The 22,488-nt window shown below is 70.9% G+C and carries 24 protein-coding genes; 5 read left to right on the top strand and 19 right to left on the bottom strand.

The window, feature by feature from the left end:
• Positions 1–2: 2 nt before the first annotated feature.
• The 3 genes from ABFX54_RS01260 to ABFX54_RS01250 all read right to left on the bottom strand — a co-directional run bounded on the left by ABFX54_RS01260 (position 3) and on the right by ABFX54_RS01250 (position 2,793).
• Entirely contained in the window at positions 3–398 is a 396-nt protein-coding gene (locus tag ABFX54_RS01260) for an NADH-quinone oxidoreductase subunit A (protein ID WP_346100978.1), read from the bottom strand.
• A gap of 64 nt (positions 399–462) precedes the next feature.
• Entirely contained in the window at positions 463–1,719 is a 1,257-nt protein-coding gene (locus ABFX54_RS01255; protein WP_346100977.1) for a geranylgeranyl reductase family protein, read from the bottom strand.
• Positions 1,720–2,076: 357 nt separating this feature from the next.
• Positions 2,077–2,793, bottom strand: a complete 717-nt coding sequence (locus ABFX54_RS01250) for a demethylmenaquinone methyltransferase (protein WP_346100976.1) — start codon at positions 2,791–2,793, stop codon at positions 2,077–2,079.
• A 107-nt stretch (positions 2,794–2,900) separates the two neighbouring features.
• On the opposite strand from ABFX54_RS01250, the gene ABFX54_RS01245 reads away from it, so the two are divergent.
• Positions 2,901–4,106 carry a delta-60 repeat domain-containing protein gene (locus tag ABFX54_RS01245; protein WP_346100975.1) on the top strand — a complete coding sequence of 402 codons (1,206 nt, stop codon included), beginning with the start codon at positions 2,901–2,903 and terminating at the stop codon, positions 4,104–4,106.
• Here the strand turns inward: ABFX54_RS01245 and ABFX54_RS01240 are convergent.
• Positions 4,103–4,321: a DUF4229 domain-containing protein gene (locus ABFX54_RS01240; protein ID WP_346100974.1), complete on the bottom strand. Its 219-nt coding sequence runs from the start codon at positions 4,319–4,321 to the stop codon at positions 4,103–4,105. The genes ABFX54_RS01245 and ABFX54_RS01240 overlap by 4 nt on opposite strands.
• A 256-nt stretch (positions 4,322–4,577) precedes the next feature.
• Here ABFX54_RS01240 and ABFX54_RS01235 point away from each other — a divergent pair, with 256 nt between their 5' ends.
• Positions 4,578–4,799: a BldC family transcriptional regulator gene (locus ABFX54_RS01235; RefSeq protein WP_026214226.1), complete on the top strand. Its 222-nt coding sequence runs from the start codon at positions 4,578–4,580 to the stop codon at positions 4,797–4,799.
• A 286-nt stretch (positions 4,800–5,085) separates the two neighbouring features.
• On the opposite strand, the gene ABFX54_RS01230 is transcribed toward ABFX54_RS01235, so the two are convergent.
• Positions 5,086–5,328 (bottom strand): hypothetical protein, encoded by a 243-nt coding sequence (locus ABFX54_RS01230; RefSeq protein WP_346100973.1) that lies wholly within the window; start codon positions 5,326–5,328, stop codon positions 5,086–5,088.
• A gap of 10 nt (positions 5,329–5,338) precedes the next feature.
• Complete coding sequence (locus tag ABFX54_RS01225; RefSeq protein WP_346100972.1) at positions 5,339–6,553, bottom strand: hypothetical protein; 1,215 nt, start codon at positions 6,551–6,553, stop codon at positions 5,339–5,341.
• 157 nt (positions 6,554–6,710) lie between these two features.
• On the opposite strand from ABFX54_RS01225, the gene ABFX54_RS01220 reads away from it, so the two are divergent.
• The gene (locus ABFX54_RS01220) at positions 6,711–7,004 is read left to right on the top strand and encodes a PLDc N-terminal domain-containing protein (RefSeq protein WP_346100971.1); all 294 of its coding nucleotides are present in this window, start codon (positions 6,711–6,713) and stop codon (positions 7,002–7,004) included.
• A gap of 131 nt (positions 7,005–7,135) precedes the next feature.
• On the opposite strand, the gene ccsB is transcribed toward ABFX54_RS01220, so the two are convergent.
• The 5 genes from ccsB to ABFX54_RS01195 all read right to left on the bottom strand — a co-directional run bounded on the left by ccsB (position 7,136) and on the right by ABFX54_RS01195 (position 11,737).
• A complete protein-coding gene (gene ccsB, locus ABFX54_RS01215; protein WP_346100970.1) occupies positions 7,136–8,182 on the bottom strand; it encodes a c-type cytochrome biogenesis protein CcsB in 1,047 nt (348 codons plus the stop codon).
• Complete coding sequence (gene resB / locus ABFX54_RS01210) at positions 8,172–9,746, bottom strand: cytochrome c biogenesis protein ResB (protein ID WP_346100969.1); 1,575 nt, start codon at positions 9,744–9,746, stop codon at positions 8,172–8,174. The genes ccsB and resB overlap by 11 nt, the downstream gene beginning before the upstream one ends.
• Positions 9,746–10,468, bottom strand: a complete 723-nt coding sequence (locus tag ABFX54_RS01205; protein WP_346100968.1) for a cytochrome c biogenesis CcdA family protein — start codon at positions 10,466–10,468, stop codon at positions 9,746–9,748. The genes resB and ABFX54_RS01205 overlap by 1 nt, the downstream gene beginning before the upstream one ends.
• Positions 10,461–11,027, bottom strand: a complete 567-nt coding sequence (locus tag ABFX54_RS01200; RefSeq protein WP_346100967.1) for a TlpA family protein disulfide reductase — start codon at positions 11,025–11,027, stop codon at positions 10,461–10,463. The genes ABFX54_RS01205 and ABFX54_RS01200 overlap by 8 nt, the downstream gene beginning before the upstream one ends.
• A 71-nt stretch (positions 11,028–11,098) precedes the next feature.
• Entirely contained in the window at positions 11,099–11,737 is a 639-nt protein-coding gene (locus ABFX54_RS01195) for a histidine phosphatase family protein (RefSeq protein WP_346100966.1), read from the bottom strand.
• A 187-nt stretch (positions 11,738–11,924) separates the two neighbouring features.
• Between ABFX54_RS01195 and ABFX54_RS01190 the strand changes: the two genes are divergently transcribed.
• Positions 11,925–12,776: an EamA family transporter gene (locus tag ABFX54_RS01190; protein WP_346100965.1), complete on the top strand. Its 852-nt coding sequence runs from the start codon at positions 11,925–11,927 to the stop codon at positions 12,774–12,776.
• A gap of 74 nt (positions 12,777–12,850) precedes the next feature.
• On the opposite strand, the gene ABFX54_RS01185 is transcribed toward ABFX54_RS01190, so the two are convergent.
• The gene (locus ABFX54_RS01185) at positions 12,851–13,771 is read right to left on the bottom strand and encodes a LysR family transcriptional regulator (protein WP_346100964.1); all 921 of its coding nucleotides are present in this window, start codon (positions 13,769–13,771) and stop codon (positions 12,851–12,853) included.
• A 193-nt stretch (positions 13,772–13,964) separates the two neighbouring features.
• On the opposite strand from ABFX54_RS01185, the gene ABFX54_RS01180 reads away from it, so the two are divergent.
• Positions 13,965–14,840 carry an EamA family transporter gene (locus ABFX54_RS01180; protein WP_346100963.1) on the top strand — a complete coding sequence of 292 codons (876 nt, stop codon included), beginning with the start codon at positions 13,965–13,967 and terminating at the stop codon, positions 14,838–14,840.
• 158 nt (positions 14,841–14,998) lie between these two features.
• On the opposite strand, the gene hemL is transcribed toward ABFX54_RS01180, so the two are convergent.
• From hemL to ABFX54_RS01145, 7 genes are all read right to left on the bottom strand, one after another.
• Complete coding sequence (gene hemL, locus ABFX54_RS01175) at positions 14,999–16,288, bottom strand: glutamate-1-semialdehyde 2,1-aminomutase (RefSeq protein WP_346100962.1); 1,290 nt, start codon at positions 16,286–16,288, stop codon at positions 14,999–15,001.
• A 22-nt stretch (positions 16,289–16,310) separates the two neighbouring features.
• Positions 16,311–16,940 (bottom strand): bifunctional DNA primase/polymerase, encoded by a 630-nt coding sequence (locus ABFX54_RS01170; protein ID WP_346100961.1) that lies wholly within the window; start codon positions 16,938–16,940, stop codon positions 16,311–16,313.
• 130 nt (positions 16,941–17,070) lie between these two features.
• Positions 17,071–18,057, bottom strand: a complete 987-nt coding sequence (gene hemB / locus ABFX54_RS01165; protein ID WP_346100960.1) for a porphobilinogen synthase — start codon at positions 18,055–18,057, stop codon at positions 17,071–17,073.
• A complete protein-coding gene (locus ABFX54_RS01160; RefSeq protein WP_428834478.1) occupies positions 18,054–19,604 on the bottom strand; it encodes a bifunctional uroporphyrinogen-III C-methyltransferase/uroporphyrinogen-III synthase in 1,551 nt (516 codons plus the stop codon). The genes hemB and ABFX54_RS01160 overlap by 4 nt, the downstream gene beginning before the upstream one ends.
• The gene (hemC, locus tag ABFX54_RS01155; protein WP_346100958.1) at positions 19,595–20,515 is read right to left on the bottom strand and encodes a hydroxymethylbilane synthase; all 921 of its coding nucleotides are present in this window, start codon (positions 20,513–20,515) and stop codon (positions 19,595–19,597) included. Before hemC ends, ABFX54_RS01160 begins: the two co-directional genes overlap by 10 nt.
• The gene (locus ABFX54_RS01150) at positions 20,512–21,768 is read right to left on the bottom strand and encodes a glutamyl-tRNA reductase (RefSeq protein ID WP_346100957.1); all 1,257 of its coding nucleotides are present in this window, start codon (positions 21,766–21,768) and stop codon (positions 20,512–20,514) included. Before ABFX54_RS01150 ends, hemC begins: the two co-directional genes overlap by 4 nt.
• Positions 21,765–22,442: a redox-sensing transcriptional repressor Rex gene (locus ABFX54_RS01145; RefSeq protein WP_346100956.1), complete on the bottom strand. Its 678-nt coding sequence runs from the start codon at positions 22,440–22,442 to the stop codon at positions 21,765–21,767. The genes ABFX54_RS01150 and ABFX54_RS01145 overlap by 4 nt, the downstream gene beginning before the upstream one ends.
• Positions 22,443–22,488: the final 46 nt, after the last annotated feature.

Raw genomic sequence — 22,488 nt, 5'->3', positions numbered from 1 at the left:
TTTCAGTCCCAGTCCAGACCCTTGCGGCGCCACACGTACGCGTAGGCGACGAGCACGGTGACGATGAACAGCAGCATCTCGACGAGCGCGAAAAGCCCGAGGCCCGGGGAGAGCGTGCGACCGAGGTCGTCCGTCTGCTTGGCGAACGAGACGGCCCACGGGTAGAGAAAGATGATCTCGATGTCGAAGACGATGAAGAGCATCGCCGTGACCATGTATTTGAGCGGGAACCGTCCGCCACCGACCGGCTGGGGCGTCGGCTCGATGCCGCATTCGTAGGCGTCAAGCTTGGCGCGGTTCCAGCGCTTGGGACCGGTGAAGGGAGCGATGGCGACCGAGAAGATCGCAAAGCCCCCCGCGAGAACGGCGAGCACCAGGATGGGCACGTAAAGGTCCATCGCTACGCCTCCTCTGGAGTCGCCGCGCGCGCGGGCGCGCAGCCGGATCTGTTGATTGCGAGATTCATGCTGGTGGCGCGACCTTCGAGAGTGCGTTAATGATCATGTCCGACGCATCGCCTCGCCGGTCGGTGAGATTACCAAGGAGTTTGAGCGCGAAGCGCATCAGCCTCGGGTGAGGCAGCCCGTGCTTGGTGCCGAAGCTCATCACCCCGGGCTTCCCGATCGCCTCGACGAACAGTCTCCCCAGCGTGAAGTAGCCGCCGTAGGCGTCCTTCAGCACTTGAGGATAGGTCCGCAGGGTCCGTTCCCGCTGCGCGGGGGTGGTGGTCCTGAGGGCCTTCGCGATGATCTCGGCGGCGATCTCGCCGGTCTCCATGGCGTAGGCGATGCCCTCGCCGTTGAACGGGTTGATCGCCCCGCCGGAGTCTCCCACGAGCACCAGGCCGCGTGTGTAGTGGGGCTGCCTGTTGAAGGCCATCGGGAGCGCGGCGCCGCGGATCGGGCCCGTCATGTTCTCCTCGGTGAAGCCCCACTCCGCCGGCATCGACCGGCACCAGCGCCGCAGCAGGTCGCGGTAGTCGATGTTGCCGAACTGTGAGCTGGTGTTGAGCAGCCCGAGCCCCACGTTGGAGGTGCCGTCGCCGACGCCGAACACCCAGCCGTAGCCGGGCAGCAGCGTGTCGCCGTCCCACAGCTCCAGCCAGGTCTCCAGATAGTCGTCGTCGTGACGCGGGCTCTCGAAGTAGGTGCGCACGGCCACGCCCATCGGGCGGTCTTCGCGCTTGTGCAGGCCCATGCCCAGGGCCAGGCGGGTGCTGTTGCCGTCGGCGGCCACGACCACGCGGCTGCGGAAGGTACGGCCGTCCTTGGTGGTCACGCCGACGATGTGGCCGCTGCGGTCGTCGAGGACGGGGCCGGTGACGGTGACGCCCTCCATGAGGCGTACGCCGTTCTTGACCGCGTTGGCGGCGACGATCTCGTCGAAGTCCTGCCGGGTGCGGACGAGCCCGAAGTCGGGGAAGCGTTCGAGCTTCGGCCAGTCGAGCTCGAAGCGCAGGCCGCCGCCGACGACACGCAGGCCCTTGTTCCTGATCCAGCCGGGCGCGTCGATGTCTACGCCCATGTTCTGCAACTGCTTGACCGCACGCGGGGTCAGACCGTCGCCGCAGACCTTCTCCCGGGGGAACCTGGTCTTCTCCAGGAGCAGGACGTCGAGCCCGGCCTGAGCGAGGTAAAAGGCGGTTGCGGAACCGGCGGGACCGGCGCCGACGACGATGACGTCGGCGGCGTCAGCCTGTATGGCTGTTGGCACGGTCACTGGACTGTCCTGTCCCTACACGCTCGAAGGCCGTGGGGTGTCGCGCCTTCGTTCCTTTGTGAACCCCTTCACAAACTTACCGGGCCGCAGTCTACTGCTTTTCGGGTACATAGTGGCAGTCGGGGTGCCGTTCTGTGATCCAAGTGGACGGCGTGTCGCCTGGGGGCAGCGCACTCATGATCCGTCACGCTAGCAGCAGGCCCTGACTGGATCCGAGCCCAGCCGGTCAGGAGCGCCGCACGGCTGCGGGGAGTGCGCCGTCGATCCGGGCCGGCGCTCGCGAATCGCCGCCGATATTTCTTTCGCCGGACTCGTCCCACGGAAATCACCGGTGAAACGCGCGAGCGGCCGCCGGGGTCAGGCGGGCTTGAAACCCCGGTGCACGGCCACGATCCCCGCGGTGAGATTGCGCCAGGCCACGCGTTCCCAGCCGGCCTCCTGGATCATCCTGGCCAGCGTCCGCTGATCGGGCCAGTCTCTGATCGACTCGGCCAGATATTCGTAGGAGTCGTCGTTGGACCCGAACACCTTGGCCACCTTCGGCAGCATCCGCATCAGATATTCGCGGTAGACGAGGTCGAACGCTTTGACGGTCACGTGGGAGAACTCCAGAATGACCAGCCGCCCGCCCGGCTTGGTCACGCGCAGCATCTCCCGCAGCGCCAGGCCGGTGTCGTGCACGTTACGCAGCGCCACCGAGATCGTCACCGCGTCGAACACGTCGTCGGCGAAGGGCAGCCGCATCGCGTCACCCGCGAGGAACGGCACCCCGGCCCCCGACAGCGCGTTGCCCCCGTGGCGGGCCACGCCGGTGCGGAGCATGCCGAGCGAGAAGTCGGAGGCGATGGCCCGCGCGCCCAGCGTGGTGAACGCGTCGGTGGAGGTGCCGGTGCCGGCCCCCAGATCGAGCACGAGCTCACCGGGACCCGCGTCCACGGCGGCGGCCACCGCCTTGCGCCAGAGCCTCACCTGTCCGAGCGAGATCACGTCATTGACCAGGTCGTAGCGCCGGGCGGTGCGATCGAACATCGCGGCGACCTCATCCGGCTGTTTGTCCAACTGAGCGCGCGTCATGCCCCACACCCTACGGGCAGGCGCCCCCGGACAGGCGGGCACGCCCATCCTGGACAATCGACGGAAAGTAGCCATGAGACTACGCAACGTCTGCTAGATATTGGCGAATGCTTTCCCGTGTCGCCCTTGCGGCCATCATCGCCTCGGCTCCCGCCGCGCATCCGCGCGTCGTGTCGGCCGACCCGATAGACACCACCCCCCATGTGCTCGACGGCATCGTCAACGCCATCACCGTCGTCGGGCGCACCGTCGTCGTCGGCGGCTCGTTCAGCGAAGTGAGCGACGCCGCACGTGGAACGATCCACGCCCGCGACAACCTGTTCGCCTACGACCTGGTCACCGGCCGGATCCTGCCCGGCTTCGCGCCGAGCGTGGCCGGCCCGGTCTTCGGCCTGGCCGCCGGCGACCGCGGCACCGTCTATGTGGGCGGCGAGTTCCACGGCGTCAACCAGCAGCGTGCCCGCGGCCTGGCCAGGCTCGCCCTGGCCGACGGCTCGCTCACGCCCGGCTTCGATCCGCGCATCGGCGGCGGCATGGTCACCTCGGTGGTCAGGCAGGGCGCCAGGCTGTACGTCGGCGGCGACTTCACCAGCCCGCGTACGGCGCTGGCCAGGCTCGACGCCACCACCGGCGCGGCCGACCCGGCCTTCGCCATCACGCCGGGCGGGCCGCTGACCACCCGGGTGAAGGTGCACGCGCTGGCCGTCTCGCGCGACCGGCTGGCCGTGGACGGCTCGTTCACCACGCTCGGCGGCCATTCCCGGCCGCAGCTCGGGCTGATCGACGTCGGCGGCGCGCAGGCCGAAGTCGCGCCCTGGCGTACGGAGGCGTACGCGCAGGCGTGCAGCCCCAACTTCCCCTCCTATGTAAGGGGCCTCGACTTCTCCCCCGACGGCAGCTATTTCGCGGTGGTCACCACCGGCGGCGCCAGGGGCGGGATCTGCGACACGGCCGCCAGGTTCGAGACCTACAGCAGGGGCTCGGCGATCAGGCCCACCTGGGTCAACGCGACGGGCGGCGACTCGCTCTACGCCGTCTCCGTGACCGGCGCGGCCGTCTACGTCGGAGGGCATCAGCGCTGGCTGGACAATCCACGGGGCCGCGACTCGGCGGGGCCCGGCGCGGTGTCACGGCCGGGCATCGGCGCCATTCATCCGCGTACCGGAAAGGCGCTCAGTTGGAATCCCACTCGGGAGCGCGGCATCGGCGTGAAGGCGTTTTACGCGCACAGCGGCGGACTACTTGTCGGTAGCGACACAACGAGACTCGGACGGGAGTACCATGCCCGGATTGGCATGTTCCCCCTGCCCTAGTCGTCTTGCGGCTTGGGGCGGTCGATCCTGTGGCTGAGACGCTCGCTCACGGCGTCACGCTGCTTCGACAGCAAGACGTAGCTCGCTATGCCGCTGATCAAGAAAGAAGCCGCGATCAGTGCGGGCAGGTATTGCAGTCCGAGCAGGAACAGGACACCGAGAGTCACGAGAAACAGGGCGAGCCTGGACGTGGTGTAAAGGAGAACGGGACGCACAGGTCGAGGTTACTCGGACCTGTGTACGGCTCGCTCTTCGCATCGGTCGCGAGCACTGCTACTGTTCCCAGTTAGGGAGTTTCGTAAAGAAACACCCACGAGAGCCCCAAAGAGGCTCTATCATATAACAATCGGGCAGTCAGCTGATAACAACCCGTGATCTTTGTCGAAAACCACGGATAAATCAGGCTTCGCTCGACACACTTGTTACCTGTCCGCCCGCTGGCAGGAAGCGGGATGCGAGGGGGAGAGATTGGTGGAGAGTAGCAGCGAGCGTCTGCTGACCCCAGGAGAGGTTGCCGCCCTCTTCCGGGTAGACCCAAAGACGGTTACGCGCTGGGCTGCGGCAGGCCGCATCAGCAGTATCCGCACCCCCGGAGGGCACCGGCGCTTCCGCGAGTCGGAAGTCCACGCCCTTCTCCGAGGCGAGGACGTTCTTACGGCCGACAGGCCAGCAGGTGAGTCCCCGCGCGTCTGACGTTCCGTCAAGTCGGTGATCCTGCATGGTGGCCTGTCGGCAACGGCGACCACCACCCCCAGGATCACCGCTGGCGGGACCCACTGTTCGGCGTGCTTTCCGGCCACACTTCCGTACGGCGAGCACGGGGCGGCGCCAACCGCCGACCGTGGCTGGCGCCTGCCCGATCTCCCCGCTCAGGCGGCGACCATTGCCCCGCTCGAATGCGCCCTCTTCTCCCCTGCCTGACGTCTCTTGCGTCTTTCCTCCGGCTGAACGTCTCTCGCGTCTTTCCCGGGTCGCCGGCTCAGGCGTCCTCCTGCCGCGCCTTGAAGGCCAGGAACTCGCGCTCCAGCTCGTCGTTCTCCTGTTCCCAGCGACGGCGGCGCAGCTCCAGCTCCTCCTCGGTCAGCGATTCCGGCAACCACTGCTCGTAGTCGGGGTCACCGGGTTGCACGTCCACGTACGCGTTGCCGATCAGACGCCCGTCTTCGCTGGACAGGCTCTGCGGCACGCGCAGTGTCCCGTCCGCGAGCCGGATGACGTACATGGCCGATCACCTAGATTCCGTAGCGCCGGTTGAAGAACAGCATGATGTCGAGCGCCATGCGCGTGTCGCCGCCGAGCATGTCGACGAGGGCCGGGCGCTGGCGGGAGGCGATGGCGGCGAAGGCGTCGGCGAAGAACTCCTTGCGGCCCAGCCCGCCGCCCTGGCGGTGGAACGTCGAGGCCAGCAGCGGGACGGCCGTTTCGTAGAGCCGTACGAACTCCGGCGAGTCGGACACCCAGGCGCCGTAGGCCGAGTCGATGTCGTCGATCGCGTGGCCCACCTCGTGCATCATCACGTCGGGGGTGGGTGAGGGGCGGTCGCCCACGACGATCTTGCGGTCGCCGTACGCGCCCGCGCAGATGTCCCAGGTCGCGCGGCCCGACGGGAGCGGGGCGCCGCGTAAGTAACCCATGTCGTCGAGGTCGGGGACGCCGCCCGGGCCGACGTAGATGCCCTCCAGGCCCTCCGCGAGCAGCTCCTTCAGCCGTTCCGGCAGTCTGGCCAGGCTCTCCACGGCGCGGATGAGGTCCGCAGGGGGCCGGCCGCGCCTGGCGTCCCACTGGCGGTGCAGGATCGTCTCCAGCTTCCCGCAGTGACGCAGGCCGTCACCGAGCGAGGGCGCGTCGGGGCGGTTGGGCTGGGCCCTGAGCGGCTGGTCGGCCAGCTCGAAGTCGTACCAGGTGTAGCGGGGGCGGTCGATCATGACGGCGGCGGGCAGCCGCTCACCGTGTTCGCGCAGCGTGAATCCGTCCCGGCTCATCTCATGACGCCTTTCCCACGGCCCGGGGGCCGCGCCGCCCGGCCACGTCATCCGCTCACGCTCGCCACCGCCGGGCCACCCTGCCTTCTCGGCCCTCTCGGCCCTCTCACGCCCTTCAGGCCCGGACGCCCTGTCGCGCCCGCCGGGCCCGTACGCCCGCTCGGGCTCGCCGGGCCTGGCCACGCGCTCGGCGCGTTCGCCGCCCGGCCAGCCGGAACGATCGGGCCTCCCCTCGCCGGGCCAGCCTGACCGGTCGGGCCGGCCCTCGCCGGGGCGCCGCGCCGCCTCCCGCCGCGCGGCCGCCTTGGCCTCCTGGCGCCGCTCACGGGTCCTGGACCAGAAGGAGCGCTCGGCGTCGGGCGGGGCCTCGGCGCGGCGGGAGAAGAGGTAGGAACCGCGCCGCCACCAGCGGCCGCGCCGATGCCGGCCTTTGTCGCTTGGCCTGCTGTCCGCAGAAAAGGCCATCGCACCTCTCAACGCCCGTGGATGCCCACCCGGCCTCGTGGACCCCCGTGGACACCGTCACATCCGTTTCCACCGTACGACGCGGATCTTCCGCTAGTCACCCGATATGGGACATCGGGCAGCACGATCAGGTCGTGCGATGGCTTACAGTTCGGGCATGGCAGTTGTTCTGATTGGCCTGGCGCTGCTGGTCTTCTGGCTCTTCTCGCTCTTCGACGTGGTCACCACGCCCGAAGACGAGGTTAGGAACGTACCAAAGGCACTGTGGATCCTCATCGTCGTAGTCATCCCTCTGCTCGGCGGCGTGGTGTGGATGGCGCGTGGCCGTCCGCGCGCCCCTCGGGCGGCGTGGCCCGTGCCCCCGGGGCCGGGCATGCCGAAAGGGCCGGACGACGACCCCGACTTCCTGCGCGACCTCGACCGCCGCATGCGCGGCGACGACGTGAGCTAGACGACGTGAGCTGGACGACGTGAGCTGGCCAGCACGAACGGGCCGGCCGCGCGCCGGCCCGCACTGCGCCGTCCGACGTGAGCGGGCGGCCGTTTCAGAAAGCCCGTTTCGAAAGGCTCAGCCGCCGTGCGTCAGTCGACGTCGGCGTAGCTGTGCAGGCCGTCGATGAAGATGTTGACGCCGATCAGGTTGAACAGCAGGCAGCCGAACGCCACGAGCTGCACGATCGTCGATGCCCTGCCCTTCCATCCGGCCGTCGCCTTGGCGTGCAGATAGGCGGCGTAGGCCACCCAGGTGATGAAGGCCCACACCTCCTTGGGGTCCCAGCCCCAGTAGCGGCCCCACGCCCGGTCCGCCCACAGCGCGCCCGCGATGACGGCGAACGTCCACAGCGGGAACGCGAACACGATCGCCCGATGCGCCACCCGCTCCAGGTCCGCGCGGGACGGCAGGCGTGACGCGCCGTCGCCGCGCACCAGGTAGAGGATGCCGGACACCCCGGCCATCGTCATCAGGCCGGTGGCGATGATGGCGGCGCTGACGTGAATGGCGATCCAGTACGAGTCCAGCGCCGGCACCACCGGCCCCGCGACCGTGTAGAACACCTTGACCGCCAGCCCGAGGCCGAGCGCGGCGGTGACCATGACGAACGCGCCCATGAAGCGCACGTTGTGGCGAATCTGGGTGACGAGGAACGCGGTCACGGCGGCGAAGGAGATCGCGACTACGAACTCGTACATGTTGCCCCACGGCCACCGGTCCACGGCCAGGCCGCGGGTGACGAGGGCGCCGAAGTTGGCGGCCCAGCCGAGCCAGGCGAGCGCCAGAGCCACCGTGCCGGCCCGCGCGGGACCGTTCGGCCCGCCCGCCGCGTTCACGGCCTCCGTGCCCTTCTCAGCGGCCCCTGCCACAGCTCCCGCCGCCGCCCCTGCCGCGGCTTCTGAGGCCGCTTCCGGCGCCTTGGACGCCTCGGACGTGGCGGAGGACTCCCCGCCCGTCACGGCGGCTCCGACCGCGACCGGTTGCCTGGCCTCGACCGGCTCTCCAGCGGCGGCCCGGTCGGAACGGGCCCGGCCGAAGGCGAGATCGACGGCGAACCCGACCATGGCGAAGACGTAGAGCAAGACGGCTGCGACGACGAACAGGTCGCTCAGCTCGGCTAGCTGCTCAGCGGACATCCTTGTCTCCTGCTGCTGATAGAACCTTGACGATCTCGGCGAACTCCTCGGCGAAGCCCGTCGCGGACCCTTCCGTACGGGTCAGGCCGCCCACCTCGACCCGGCCGCCCGCGATCCGGACGAACACCCGGCGGCGGCGGATCATGAGCGAGAGCGCGATGGCGACGACGGCCGTGCCGGCCGCGATCAGCGCGGGCATGCGGCCGGGGTCGTAGGCCGTCTGGAGCGTGATCCACTCCTTGACGCCGGTGAACTCGAGCTTGCCCAGCCCGCCGGGCAGGTCCACCGACTGCCCCACGGCCAGCGGCTTGGGCGTGTTGGAGCCCATGAACAGCCGGTTGAGCTTCTTCAGCACCTCGGGCTCGGCCAGCTCGTAGACCGACTGCGGCTTGCCCGAGCGTACGCCCAGATCGCCGGAGAAGGCGCCGAGCACCTGCACCTCGGGGTTGAGCTCGCCGGGGAAGGCCGAGGCGTGGTTGCCGTCGGTCAGCGGCACGCTGGTCGGCAGGAAGCGCAGCAGGAACCCGAGCTGCGACGGCCGCGCGTCGGGCACCTTGACCACGCAACCCGAGGTCATCGTGGCCTTCTCCTCGATCAGGCAGGCCACGGGCCCTTCGAAGGCCACCTGCCCCTTGCCGTCGGTCACCCGGAACACGGGCGCGTAGCCGTTGCCGATCAGGTATGTCTGCGTGCCGTCGATCTCCAGCGGATCGTTGACCTTGAGGTCGTAGTCGCGGGCCGGCGCCTGCGGCGAGTCGTTGACCTTGAGGTGGGCGGTGTAGTCGAGCACCTGCCCACGCTTGTCGCCGGTGACCTGGTAGGCCACCTTGAGGTCCTGGAGCTGGAAGGAGAACGGCTCCAGCGACTCCGCCGAGACCTGGCTGCCCGGGAAGAACCGGTCGTAGGCGGCCACGGTGTTGGCGAAGCCGTCGCCCTCGACGACCAGCACGTTGCCCCGGTAGCCGTAGAGCGAGCCGGCCCCGATGGCGAGCAGGATGCCGAGCAGGGCGACGTGGAAGAGCAGGTTGCCGGTCTCGCGCAGATAGCCCTTCTCGGCCGACACCCAGCCGTCGCCCGTCACTACGCGGAAGCGCAGCCGGCGCAGCCGCCGCGCGGCCTGCTCGACCCCGGCCCTGTCGTCCAGGCCGGTCTCGAACGAGGCGGTGTGGGGCAGCCTGGACAGGTTCTTCGGCGCGGCGGGCGGCTTGCGGCGCAGTTCGCGCGCGTAGGTCGTGACCCGCGGGACGACGCAGCCGATCAGCGAGGTGAACAGCAGCAGGTAGATGGCGGCGAACCAGACCGAGGTGAAGACCTCGAAGAGCTGGAACCGGTCGTACCACGCGGCCAGCGTCGGGCTCTGCTCGTAGAGCCGGGCGACCTTGTCGGGCTCGACGCCGCGCTGCGGCACCAGCGAGCCGGGCACCGAGCCGAGCGCGAGCAGGAACAGCAGGATGAGGGCCGTCTTCATCGAGGTGAGCGTGCGCCACACCCAGCGCGCCCAGGCCACGGCCCCGAACGAGGCCCGCTCGGGCGCCCGCTTGCGCTCCAGCTCGTCGACGCTCATCAGATCACCGGCTCGAACGCGCCGATCAGACCCTGCATGGCCGCGATCATCTCTCCCCAGAGCCCGGTCACGAGCAGCACGCCGACGGCCACCATCATGCCGCCGCCGACCCTGGTGATCAGGCGCGAGTGCTTGCGGATGGCCCGGAACGTGCGCAGGGCCCGGCTGTAGGCCAGCGCCGCGCCCACGAAGGGCAGGCCGAGGCCCAGGGCGTACGCCACGGCCAGGAGTGCGCCGCGTCCTGCGCTGCCCTCGTTGATCCCGAGCGTCAGCACGACGGCCAGTGTCGGCCCGATGCACGGCGTCCATCCGAGCCCGAACACCACCCCGAGCAGCGGCGCGCCCGCCAGCCCCGCGGCGGGCAGGCGGTGGATGCGCACGTCGCGCATCAGGCCGGGCAGCACGCCGAGGAAGGCGAGCCCGAGGCCGATGGTGAGCACACCGAGCACCCTGGTGATGAGCTCCGCGTTGCCCAGCAGGACGGACCCGAGCCCGCCGAACAGCGCCCCGCTGAGCACGAACACCAGCCCGAACCCGGCCACGAACAGCGCCGTCCCCAGCACCAGCCGCCCCCGCTTGGGGTCGGCGCTCATGCCGGTCACGTAGGACAGGTAGCCGGGCACCAGCGGCAGCACGCATGGCGACAGGAACGACACCACGCCCGCCAGCACCGCGATGGGCACGGCCAGGAGCAGCGAGCCCGAGGCGACGACGTCACTCATCGCGCACCTTGGTCACCGCGTTCATCAGATCGGTGTATTTGACCGCGCCCAGCGCCCTGGCCGCGATCCTGCCCTGCTTGTCGATGATCAGCGTGGACGGGATCGCCGCGGGCGGCACCGTGCCCTGGAAGGCCAGCGCCACCTTGCCCGGCTGGTCGAAGATGTGGGGGTAGCCGGTCTGCTCGGTGCGCTCGAACGCCTTCGCGTCGGCCTGGCGGTCCTTGAAGTCGACGCCGAGGAACTCGACGCCGCCGGCCTTGGTCTTGGCCGCGACCTCCTTGAGCACCGGCGCCTCGGCCCGGCACGGGCCGCACCAGGACGCCCAGAAGTTGAGCACCACGACCTTGCCCTTGTGCGCGGCCAGCGAGGCGGTGGCGCCGTCGAGGGTCGGCCCCTCGATCGCGGGCGCGGCCTTGCGCTCGCTCGTCTCGAACACCTGCATCTTCCCGTCGCCCGGGACGAACCGGGTGTCACCGGCCTGGGGCTGCCCACCCTGGGAGCCCGCGCAGCCGGCGGCCAGAACGGCCAGGAGAAGGAGGGAGAGGGACTTGGCGGGCACGGAGGAAGATCTCCTTGTACTACAACCGGTAGAGCTTGCAACTCTACCGGTGCGCCCTTCTGCCCCGGACATCAGGCCCCGGGGACGGTGGGTCCCGTCTCCAGGCCCCCGGCCGGCTCGCTGTAACCGATGCTGACCAGACGATCGCCGTCGAACGTGAGCGTCGTGAGGCTGGCCAGCGCGCACTGCCGGCGGCGGGGGTCGTGCCACAGCCTGCGGCCCTCCGCGGCCGACCTGATCGCCCAGATCGGGAGCTGGTGGCTGACCAGCACCGCCTCGTGGCCGCGCGCCGCCGCCCGCGCCTCGTCGATGATCGACTTCATCCGCCGGACGATGACCGGATAGGGCTCGCCCCAGGACGGACGCATCGGATTCCAGAAATATCGGTAGTTGCGCGGGTTACGCAGCACGGCCAGCCCCTGGCCCAGAACCCGGCCCTCCAGCAGGTTGCCCGCCTCGATCAGGCGCTCGTCCTGGACGACGTCGATGCCGAGTTTCGCGGCGAGCGGAGCCGCCGTCTCCCGCGCGCGCTCCAGCGGCGAGCTGTAGACGGCGACGATGTCACGGCCGCCGACCGCCTTGGCGACCGTCTCGGCCATGAGGTGACCTGTCTCCGACAGGTGGTAGCCCGGCAGCCTGCCGTAGAGGACGCCTGCGGGGTTGTGCACCTCACCGTGGCGCAGCAGGTGGACGACGGTGGTTTCAGCCATGGTGGGCACAGCCTATCCGCTCGGCCGCGCCGCGCCGCCAGGGCCCACGTGGCGCGCGGGGTAAAGTCGGGCCGGAAGGGAGCCTCCCCACGCCGGCCCGCGGGCGTGCGTCGTACAGGCCGGAAGGAGCCTTCCGGGTCAGCCCGTGGGCGTCCGTCGTACAGTCAGGCCGGAAGGAGCCTCCCGCGTGAGCCCATGGGCATTCGTCCTCGTCCTGACCGCCGCCGTCTCCCACGCCACCTGGAATCTGCTGAGCAAACGGGCCGCCCTGGCCGACGGGCCGGTCTTCCTCTGGCTCGTCGCCGTCTCGGCGGCCGTCGTCTGGAGCCCGCTGTTCGCCGGGTTCCTGCTGGTCACGGGCACTCCGGTCACCTGGAAGGACCTCGCGGTGGCAGGCGGCAGCACGATGCTCCACCTCGGCTACTTCGTGCTGCTCCAGCGCGGGTACGGCCGTAGCGACCTGTCGCTCGTCTACCCGGTCGCCCGGGGCACGGGTCCGATGCTGGCCTGCCTGGTCGCGGTGCTGTTCCTGGGCGAACGCCCGTCGGCCGCCAACATCGCCGGGATCGTGCTGATCGGGGCCGGGGTGTTCCTGATGGGCGGCGGGCACGCGGAGCTCAAAGGGCTGGTTCCCGGGCTGGTCGTGGGGGTGTTCATCGCCGCGTACACGGTGTGGGACTCACGGGTGGTGAGCGCGTTCGCGGTGGCGCCGATCATGCTGAACTACCTCGGCGAGGTGCTGCGGGCACTGGCGCTCACGCCCCTCGTGCTCGGCGCCCGGCGGGCCCTGATCCGGCCGGTCTGGCGGGAGCACCGGTACCGGGTGATGGGGGCGGCCGTGCTGATCTTCGTGTCGTACCTGCTGATCCTGTTCGCGTTCACGATGGCGCCGGTCAGCGTGGTGGCGCCGACCCGGGAGGTCAGCGTGCTGATCGCGGTCCTGCTCGGGGGACGGCTGCTGGCCGAGGGCGACGTACGGCGCCGGTTGATGGCGGCGGCCGTCATCCTCGGCGGCGTCGTGGCGATCGCCCTGAGCTGATCCGCGCTGAGCCGATCCGCGCTGAGCCGACCTGTTGGAGGCCGCCGCGCCCTGAGCCGGCTCGCGGGTGGTCGTCAGGTGACGGCCCAGGCGTTCTCCTGCTGTTTGCTGGCCTCGACCAGCGCGTCGACCATGGCGCGGATCGCGGGGCGGCGGGCCGCGTCCTGGCGCCAGATCGCGTAGATGCGCCGGGACTGGCGCGGCAGGAGCGGGACGAGCCGGGCGCCGTCGGGCACGCAGTCACGGCCGAGCCGCGGCACGATCGCGCATCCCAGGCCCGCCGCCACCAGCGCGAGCTGGGTCGGGTACTCGTCGGCCATGCACGAGATCTCCGGCTCCAGCGAGGCGCTGCGCAGCGTGTAGACCAGCCAGTCGTGACAGACCGTGCCGGGGGCGCCGCTGATCCACTGCTCGCCGCTCAGCGCGGCCAGCTCGACCTCGCGCCGATCGGCCAGCGGATGCGCGGCCGGGATGGCCACGTCGGCCACGTCGTCCAGCAGCGTCGCCTTGGACAGGCCCTCGGGGATGGCCATGGGCCGGTTGAGCCAGTCCTGGATCACACCCAGGTCCAGCTCGCCCCTGGCCACCTCGCGCACCACCCGCTCGGGATCGCGCTCGCTGAGCTGCACCTGCAGATCGGGATGGCGGCCCCTGAGCGAGACGAGCGCGCCCGGCATGAGCCCGCGCGCGGCGGTGGGGAAGGCGGCGATGTTGAGCCGGCCGACGACCTCGCCGCGCAGCGCCTCGAAGTCGGCCTCGGCGGTCTCGACCAGGGCGAGGATGCGCTCGGCGTGCTCGGCGAGCAGCCCGGCCGCGTCGGTCAGGCGCACGCCGCGCCCGTTGCGCTCCATCAGCCTGGCGCCGGTCTCGCGCTCCAGCTTGGCGATCTGCTGCGACACCGCCGACGGCGTGACCATGAGAGCGTCCGCGGCGGCCCCGACAGAACCGTAGACGTGGACTGCGTGAAGTGCCTTCAACCGGTTCAAGTCCAACATGTAAGCCAGCCTAAACGGTTTAGCGTAGAAAGTCTCGCTTGTCGTTGAATGTGTAGCAGATGAAAATAGATGCATGAGAATCCTGAAGACGAAGAAGCAGCAGACCGGTTCCGTCTCCTACCTCAAGGTGCTCGCCGAGCAGGCCCGCGACCAGCGGATCCGGTATCAGAAGCCCGCTCGCTGAGCTCGCTGAGTGAGCCCCCGCCACCTCGCCCTCGCCGTCGGCCTCGCGGCCGTCTGGGGCTTCAACTTCGTGGTCATGCAGGTCGGCCTGCGGTACTTCCCGCCCCTGCTGTACGCCGGCGTCCGCTTCGCCATGGCCGCGTTCCCCGCCCTGCTCTTCGTGGGCCGGCCGGGAGTCCCGTGGCGCTGGGTCGCCGGGGTGGCGGCCACCCTGGGAGTCGGCCAGTTCGGGCTCCTGCTCGTGGGAATGCGAGCGGGCATGCCGGCCGGCCTGACCTCCCTCGTCCTGCAGATGCAGGCGCTGTTCACCGTGCTGTTCGCGGTGACGCTGCTCGGTGAGCGGCTCACCGCCCGGCGCGTGCTCGGGCTGGCCGTCGCGTTCTGCGGGCTGGCCCTGGTCGCGTTCGACTTCGGCGTCGCCGGCCCGCTGGGCGCCTTCGCCCTGTGCGTGGCCGCCGCCGCGGCTTGGGGGCTGGGCAACGTCGTCCAGCGCCGCGCCGCACCGCCCGACTCCCTGCGCTTCATGGTCTGGGTGAGCGCCTTCTCCGCGCCGCCTCTCCTGCTCCTGTCGGTGCTGGTGGAAGGGGCGCCGGTGCTGAGCACCGCCATGGAGGGCTGGCTCTCCCTCCTGTATGTGGCCTTCGTCTCGACCCTGGGCGGCTTCGGCGTCTGGGGCTGGCTGCTGCGGCGTTACGACGCCTCGACCGTGGCGCCGTACACGCTCCTCGTGCCCGTCTTCGGCATGTCGTCGGCCGCCCTCGTGACCGGCGAGGCGCTGTCCTGGCCCAAACTGCTGGCCGCCGCGCTCATCGTCTCCGGCGTCCTCTACGCCGGCACCAGACCCCGCCGCCCAGCGTCCGTCGAGCCCGCGGCCACGCCCTCGTAGACCCCGCACTCGCCGAGCCCGCGGCCACGCCCTCATAGCCCCACACCCACTGAGCCGACCACGCGCTCGCCGGCCCGTGCGCCCGCCTGACCGATCCCAGGTCCCGCTGTCCTATCGGCCGCGACTCCCCTGGTCGCGGCCTTCCCTGTCTCGTCGGGTCAGAGGACGGCGGCGGCCGCCTTGGCGGCGGCGGGCAGGGCCTCGGCGATGCGGCCGAGCGCCTCGTCGTCGTGGGAGGCCGACAGGAACCATGCCTCATAGGCCGACGGCGGCAGGTAGACGCCCTGGTCGAGCATCGCGTGGAAGAAGGCCGTGAACGCCGCGGTGTCCTGTGTCTTGGCCTCGGCGAAGTTCGTCACCTCCGCGTCCGTGAAGAAGATCGAGAACAGGCTGCCAGCCCGCTGCAGCCGGTGCGGCACCCCGGCGGCCGACAGCGCCTCGGAGGCGGCCTGCCCGACCTTCAGCGCCGCGTCGTCCACCCGCGCGTACGCCTCCGCGTCGAGGGCGCGCAGCGTCGCCAGGCCCGCCGCGCAGGCCAGCGGGTTGCCCGACAGCGTGCCCGCCTGGTAGACGGGGCCCTCGGGCGCGAGGTGGCCCATGATGTCGGCCCGGCCGCCGAACGCCGCCGCCGGCAGCCCGCCGCCCATGACCTTGCCGAACGTCATCAGGTCGGCGTCGACGGGGTCGAGGCCGTACCAGCCGGCCGCCGAGACGCGGAAGCCCGTCAGCACCTCGTCCACGACGAGCAGCGCGCCGCCCGCCGTGCACAACTCGCGCAGGCGCGCGTTGAACCCGTCGCGCGGCGGGACGACGCCCATGTTGGCCGGGCACGCCTCGGTGATGACGCAGGCGATCTCGGCCGACGCGAACGCCGCCTCGACGGCCTCGACGTCGTTGTACGGCAGCACGATCGTGTCAGCGGCCGACGCCCCCGTCACGCCGGGGGTGTCGGGCAGCCCGAACGTGGCGACGCCGGAGCCGGCCGCGGCCAGCAGCGCGTCGACGTGGCCGTGGTAGCACCCGGCGAACTTGATCACCTTGGATCGCCCGGTGAAGCCCCTGGCCAGCCGGACCGCGCTCATCGTCGCCTCGGTGCCGGAGCTGACCAGCCGCACCTTCTCGACCGGCGCGACCCGCTCGACGATCGCCTCGGCCAGCTCGACCTCGCCCTGCGTGGCCGTGCCGTAGGAGAACCCGCCGGCCACCGCGCCGGAGACGGCCTCGACGACGGCGGGATGGCGGTGGCCGAGGATCATCGGGCCCCACGAGCAGACCAGGTCGACGTAGCGGTTGCCGTCGACGTCGGTGATGTAGGGGCCCTGCCCCGAGGCCATGAAGCGGGGCGTGCCGCCCACCGCGCCGAACGCGCGCACCGGGGAGTTGACGCCGCCGGGGACGATCTGGCGGGCGCGGGCGAACAGGTCGTCGGACTTCTGTGTACGGCTCACCGATCCAGGTTAGCCGCGTCGCTCAGTCGGCCAGCCACTCCAGCAGGAGCAGCGGGTCGGGCAGGGGGCGCCCGTCGGGGGCGCGCAGCCAGGTGACGCTCTGGCCGCCGGGCAGCGTCGAGGGCGGGGCCACGACGTAGCTGTCGCGGCAGTGCCAGCGCAGCCCAGGCGTGTCGTCGATGGTCGCGGGGTCGCAGTCGAGGTGGCACGACCACCACTCGTCCTCGTCCTCCGGATTGCCCCTCGTGGCCACGTAGAACAAGACCCGGTCGCCGTTGGCGGCGACCGGGCCTGGGTGGGCGCCGGCGGCGTCGATCCGGGTGAGGGCCGACAGTCCGGCGGCGAGCGGTACGTCGAAGACGTCGAACACGCGCCCCGTGGGCAGAATCACACCGGCCTCGGGCTCGGCCTGCCACCAGCGCGTGAGCAGGGCCGGGTCGGTCGTGGCCTGCAGATGCCAGGCGGGCGACAGCGGATGGGCGCCCGGGTCGGGACAGCCGACCCGGTCACAGGAGCAGGCACGCGGCCCGGTGCGCAGCGGGTAGGCGCCGGGCACGACGGGCCAGCCCAGGGCGGCGTATTCGAGCACGGCGTCGATGCGTGTCGGCCGCGCGCGTTTTTTGGTACGCCGAGCCAGTGGTACCCCCACCATGGTGTCTCCCGTCGCCTCACAGTGCCTGAGGAGGTCCCGGACCCCGGGCTGTACGCACACGCGGGACACACCAGCACTGGTCCATCAACTCTAACCCACGGGCCCCAGGAGTTGACGGGAAACCCCTTGGTTAGAGCCCTCGTGCCACTTCCACGGCCCAGTAGGTGAGGATCAGGTCGGCACCGGCGCGCTTGATCGCGATCAGCGACTCGTGGATCATCCGGTCCCGGTCGACCCAGCCGTTGGCCGCCGCGGCCTCGATCATCGCGTATTCGCCGCTCACCTGGTAGGCGGCCACGGGCACGTCGACCTCGGCGCGGACGTGGGTGATGACGTCGAGGTAGGCCCCCGCCGGCTTGACCATGACGGCGTCGGCGCCTTCCGCCAGGTCGAGCCGGACCTCGCGCAGCGCCTCGTCCTGCGGGCCCGCGGGGTCCTGCTGGTGGGTACTGCGGTCGCCGAACTGCGGCGCGCACTCGGCGGCCTCGCGGAACGGCCCGTACAAGGCGGAGGAGTATTTGATGGAGTAGGCCAGGATCGGGACGCCGGAGTGACCGGCCGCGTCGAGCGCCGTGCGGATCGCGCCGACCTGGCCGTCCATCATCCCGCTCGGCGCCACCATGTGGGCCCCGGCCTCGGCCTGGGCGACCGCGACGGAGGCGTAACGCTCAAGGGTGGCGTCGTTGTCGACGTCGCCCGACGGGGTGAGGATGCCGCAGTGGCCGTGGTCGGTGACCTCGTCGAGGCAGGTGTCGGCCATCACCACGAGAGCGTCGCCGACCTCGGCGTTCACGTCGCGCAGCGCCTGCTGCAGGATGCCGTCGGGGTCGTCGCCGGCCGAGCCGCGGGCGTCCTTCACGGCGGGGATGCCGAACAGGATCAGCCCGCCCACGCCGGCCTCGGCGGCCTCGTGGGCGGCCTTGCGCAGCGAGTCGCGTGTGTGCTGGAACACGCCCGGCATCGAGGCCACCGGCTGCGGCTCGGTGAGCCCTTCCTTGACGAACATGGGCAGGATCAGATCGGCGGCGTGCAGCCGGGTGCCCTGGACCAGGCGGCGCATGGCCGGGCCGCGGCGCAGCCTGCGGGGACGGGCGACGGGGAACTGCGCGGCACTCATTTGGCTCTCCTCCTGGCGCCACGGCGGTTTTGCGAGGGCCGGCGCGGGGTGTCGCCCGCGGCCAGTGCCGCCTGACGCTGCTTGGCCCCGAACTCGGCCACGGCGGCGGCCAAGGCGGAGGCGGACGGTGTGTCGGCCATGACGTCGACGCGGAGCCCGAACTCCTCGGCGGTCTTGGCCGTCTGCGGTCCGATGACCGCGATCACGGTGACGTTGTGCGGCTTGCCGGCGATGCCGACGAGGTTGCGCACGGTGGACGAGGACGTGAAGAGCACGGCGTCGAAGCCGCCGCCCTTGATGGCCTCGCGGATGGGCGCGGGCGGCGGCGCGGCCCGCACGGTGCGGTACGCGGTGACGTCGTCGCACTCCCAGCCCAGCTCGGTGAGCCCGGCCACGAGCGTGTCGGTGGAGATGTCGGCGCGCGGCAGCAGCACCCGGTTGATCGGGTCGAGCATCGAGTCGTAGGGCGGCCACTCGGCCACGAGCCCTTCGGACGACTGCTCGCCGGAGGGCAGCAGGTCGGGCTTGACCCCGAACTCGACCAGGGCGCGCGCGGTCGCGTCGCCCACGGCCGCCACCTTGAGCCCGGCGAAGGCGCGGGCGTCGAGGCCGTATTCCTCGAACTTCTCGCGTACGGCCTTGACCGCGTTGGCGCTGGTGAAGGCCACCCACTCGTAGCGGCCCGTGACCAGGCCCTTGATCGCGCGGTCCATCTGCTGCGGCGTGCGCGGCGGCTCGACCGAGATGGTCGGCACCTCCTCGGGCACCGCGCCGTAGGCGACGAGCTGCTCGGAGAGGCTGCGCGACTGCTCCTTCGTACGGGGCACCAGCACCCGCCAGCCGAACAGCGGCTTGGTCTCGAACCACGAGAGCTTGTCACGCAGCCCGACGGCCTCGCCGACCACGATCAGCGCGGGCTCGGTGAAGCCGGCGTGCTTGAGGTCGGCCTGGAGCCGGCCGAGCGTGGACACGACGGTGTACTGCTCGGTGGTGGTGCCGCCGCCGCTGACCGCGACGGGCGTGGTGTCGGGCTTGCCGCCCGCGATCAGCGCCTTGCCGATCGGCACGGCGTCGCCGATGCCGTTGTAGATGACCAGCGTGCCGCGGCAGGCGGCGTGGACGGCCCAGTCCTGTTCCTGGGCGGCGTCGACGATCCTGAACTCGGGCACGGCGCTGGCCGCCGGGATGCCGGCGTAGGTGAGCACGGCGGTCGCGGGCGGCACGCCGGGCACGATCTCGAAGTCGACCTCCGCCGCGGCGCAGGCCGCGACCTCCTCGGTGATCGAGGAGAACAGCATCGGGTCGCCCGCGCACAGGCGCACCACGAGCTGCCCGCGGGCGGCACGCTTGACGAAGTCGCGCTCGGCGATCTCGACGCCTTCACGGCAGTGGCGCAGCAGCGGGCTTTGCGTTTCGTCGTCGAGCACCACCGCGTCGGCCTTGCCGAGCAGCTCGGCGGCGCGGAGCGTGAGCAGGTTGGGATCGCCGGGACCCGCGCCCACGAACGCGACGAAACCGGAGGTCGGACTATCGGAGCTCAATGGGATTGCTCCCCCATCAATCTGTCGGCCCCTTCGGCGATCATCTCGGCCGCTAGGAGGCGGCCCAGTTTCGCAGCCTCCGAAGGAGAGCCGGCGGCGGACTTGCGGACCGCTTCGCGGCCGTCGATGGAGACGACCACAGCGGTCAGGTTCAGAGTGTGCCCGTCATCGGCCGCGAAAGCACCCACCGGGGCGGAACACCCGGCCTCCAGCGCGTTCAGCACGGCACGCTCGGCGATCACCGCGGAGCGGGTGGACGGGTCGTCGAGCACGCGCAGGAACTCGATCAGGTCGGCGCGGTCGGCGCGGCACTCGACGGCCAGCGCCCCCTGGCCGGGGGCGGGCAGCAGCTCCTCGGTCTCGAAGATCTGCGCGATCTCGTGGCTGCGGCCGATCCGCTCCAGGCCGGCCGCGGCGAGCACGACGGCGTCGAGCTCGCCCGAGGTGACCTTGCCGATGCGGGTGTCGGCGTTGCCGCGGATCGGGACGTATTCCAGGTCGGGGCGGAGCGCGCTGAGCATGGCCACCCGGCGCGGCGAGCCGGTGCCGACCCTGGCGCCCGGCGCGAGGTCGGCGAACTTGTGCGTGCCGACCAGCGCGTCACGGTGGTCGTGGCGGGCGGGGATGGCGGCCAGCACGAAGCGCGGGTCCTGCGTGGTCGGCAGGTCCTTCAGCGAGTGGACGGCGAAGTCGACCTCGTCCTCGATCAGCTTGTCGCGCAGCGCGTTGACGAACACGCCGGTGCCGCCGAGCTGGGCCAGGTGCGCCTTGGTGACGTCGCCGAAGGTCGTGACGCCGACCAGCTCGATCGCGCGCCCGGTGCGCCGGGTGTAGGCGTCGGCCACCATGCCGGACTGCGTGGTCGCCATGAGGCTGCGGCGGGTGCCGAGCCGCAGCGTGCCCGCACGGGTCGTCACAGCTCCACCTCCCTCACGGCCTCGGGCATCTTCGGATCCAGGTCGAACAACTCGCGCAGGGCTTCGGCATAATGATCGCCCCCTGGGCAGGTGGCGAGCTGCTTGACACGCACAGTCGGCTCGTGGAGCAGCTTGTCCACCACCCGCTGCACGGTCATGGCGACCTCGTCGCGCGCCCGCTCGTCGAGCTCGGGCACGCGCATGAGGAGCCGGCCCAGCTCCGACTCGACCACGCCCGCGGCCTTGCTGCGCAGCGCCACCACGGTCGGGGTGACCTGCGCCGCCCGCTCGGCGTCGAGGTAGGCGCGCAGCTCGCCGGCCACGAGGTCGCGTACGGTGCGTACGGCGTCGCCCTCGGCGGAGCCGATGCCGGACTCCTGGATCGTCTCCAGGTCCACCAGCGTGACGCCGGGCACCTCGCGTACGGCGGGGTCGATGTCGTGCGGCAGCGCCAGGTCGAGCAGGAACGCGGGCCCGCTCAGCATGGCGGGGGTGACGACGTGGCGGCCGGCGCCGGTGCAGGTGATGACGATGTCGGCGTCGGCCAGCTCGCCGGCCACGGCGCCGAACCCGACCGCCCGCCCGCCGACGGACTCCGCCAGCCGGGCCCCGCGCTCGAAGGTGCGGTTGGCCACGGTGATGTCGGTGACGCCCGCGCGGGCGAGCGTGACGGCGGCCAGGGAGCTCATGGAGCCGGCCCCCACCACCAGGGCGCGCCGCCCGGTCAGGTCGCCGGCCAGGGCGAGCCCGGCGGAGACGAGCGAGGCGCCGTGCTTGTCGATGCCGGTCTCGTGGTGGGCCCGCTTGCCGACCCGCAGTGCCTGCTGGACCAGCTCGTTGAGGGTGGCGCCGACGGTGCCCTGCCGCTGGGCCAGCTTGAGCGCCTGGCGGACCTGGCCGAGGATCTGGCCCTCGCCGACGACCATGGAGTCGAGCCCGCACACGACGGAGAACAGGTGCTCGACGGCCCGCTCCTCGTAGTGCACGAAGAAGTGCGGCCGCAGCTCCTCGACGGGCACGCCGGAGTGGACGCTCAGCAGGTCGGTGATGGCGGTGACGGCGGCGTGGAAGCGGTCGGCGGTGACCAGCACCTCGACCCGGTTGCAGGTCGAGATCACCATGGCCTCGGCGACGCAGGAGTCCTGTCGTACGTCGTGCAGGAGCTTGACCAGCGCCTCACCGGTCATCGAGACGCGCTCCAGCAGTGCCACCGGCGCGGTCCGGTGACTGAGTCCTACAGCCAGAACACTCATTGACCGTCCATCGCCATGAGTGGCCCCCCAGCCTTGCGTTGCTCGTGGAACGCGAGAATCTGCAGTTCGATTGATAGGTCGACTTTACGGACATCGACACTGTCCGGCACGGAAAGTACAACAGGGGCGAAGTTCAGGATGCTGGTGACGCCCGCGCCGATCACGCGGTCGCAGACCGCCTGCGCCGCTGCCGCCGGTGTCGCCAGAACCACGATCGAGACTCCGCGCCGCCCGATCACGGCTTCCAGTTCGTCGATGTGCTCCACATTCAACCCCGCGATGGTGTCGCCCACCACTTCGGGGTCGGCGTCCACGAGCGCCGCGACCCGGAAGCCCCTGGAGACGAAACCGCCGTAGTTGGCCAGCGCGCGGCCGAGGTTACCGACTCCGACGATCGCTACCGCCCAGTCCTGGGTCAGTCCGAGCTCGCGGGAGATCTGGTAGACGAGGTATTCGACGTCATATCCTACGCCCCGCGTGCCGTAGGAGCCCAGGTGTGACAGATCCTTGCGCAATTTGGCCGAGTTGACCCCTGCGGCGACGGCCAGGTCTTCCGAGCTGACGGTCGCGATCCCCCGCTCCGCCATCCCGTGCAGCGCCCGAAGGTACAACGGGAGCCGGGCCACCGTGGCTTCGGGGATGCCGCGGTCGCGGGGCTGGGACGGGCTCTTCACGTGCCGGTGCTCCAGGGAACGGGCGGCTTGGGGACCGCGTGATAGG

The sequence above is a fragment of the Nonomuraea maheshkhaliensis genome (genome assembly GCF_039529435.1).
GTDB classification, from domain to species: domain Bacteria; phylum Actinomycetota; class Actinomycetes; order Streptosporangiales; family Streptosporangiaceae; genus Nonomuraea; species Nonomuraea maheshkhaliensis.
This window is presented reverse-complemented; position numbering and strand designations above follow the sequence as displayed.

What these genes read in the sequence shown, in the direction of transcription:
- ABFX54_RS01260 (WP_346100978.1), bottom strand. Translation starts at nt 398, where the DNA reads ATGGACCTTTACGTGCCCATCCTGGTGCTCGCCGTTCTCGCGGGGGGC.
- ABFX54_RS01250 (WP_346100976.1), bottom strand. Translation starts at nt 2,793, where the DNA reads ATGACGCGCGCTCAGTTGGACAAACAGCCGGATGAGGTCGCCGCGATG.
- ABFX54_RS01245 (WP_346100975.1), top strand. Translation starts at nt 2,901, where the DNA reads ATGCTTTCCCGTGTCGCCCTTGCGGCCATCATCGCCTCGGCTCCCGCC.
- ABFX54_RS01230 (WP_346100973.1), bottom strand. Translation starts at nt 5,328, where the DNA reads ATGTACGTCATCCGGCTCGCGGACGGGACACTGCGCGTGCCGCAGAGC.
- ABFX54_RS01225 (WP_346100972.1), bottom strand. Translation starts at nt 6,553, where the DNA reads ATGGCCTTTTCTGCGGACAGCAGGCCAAGCGACAAAGGCCGGCATCGG.
- ABFX54_RS01220 (WP_346100971.1), top strand. Translation starts at nt 6,711, where the DNA reads ATGGCAGTTGTTCTGATTGGCCTGGCGCTGCTGGTCTTCTGGCTCTTC.
- ccsB (WP_346100970.1), bottom strand. Translation starts at nt 8,182, where the DNA reads ATGTCCGCTGAGCAGCTAGCCGAGCTGAGCGACCTGTTCGTCGTCGCA.
- resB (WP_346100969.1), bottom strand. Translation starts at nt 9,746, where the DNA reads ATGAGCGTCGACGAGCTGGAGCGCAAGCGGGCGCCCGAGCGGGCCTCG.
- ABFX54_RS01205 (WP_346100968.1), bottom strand. Translation starts at nt 10,468, where the DNA reads ATGAGTGACGTCGTCGCCTCGGGCTCGCTGCTCCTGGCCGTGCCCATC.
- ABFX54_RS01195 (WP_346100966.1), bottom strand. Translation starts at nt 11,737, where the DNA reads ATGGCTGAAACCACCGTCGTCCACCTGCTGCGCCACGGTGAGGTGCAC.
- ABFX54_RS01185 (WP_346100964.1), bottom strand. Translation starts at nt 13,771, where the DNA reads ATGTTGGACTTGAACCGGTTGAAGGCACTTCACGCAGTCCACGTCTAC.
- ABFX54_RS01170 (WP_346100961.1), bottom strand. Translation starts at nt 16,940, where the DNA reads ATGGTGGGGGTACCACTGGCTCGGCGTACCAAAAAACGCGCGCGGCCG.
- hemB (WP_346100960.1), bottom strand. Translation starts at nt 18,057, where the DNA reads ATGAGTGCCGCGCAGTTCCCCGTCGCCCGTCCCCGCAGGCTGCGCCGC.
- ABFX54_RS01150 (WP_346100957.1), bottom strand. Translation starts at nt 21,768, where the DNA reads ATGAGTGTTCTGGCTGTAGGACTCAGTCACCGGACCGCGCCGGTGGCA.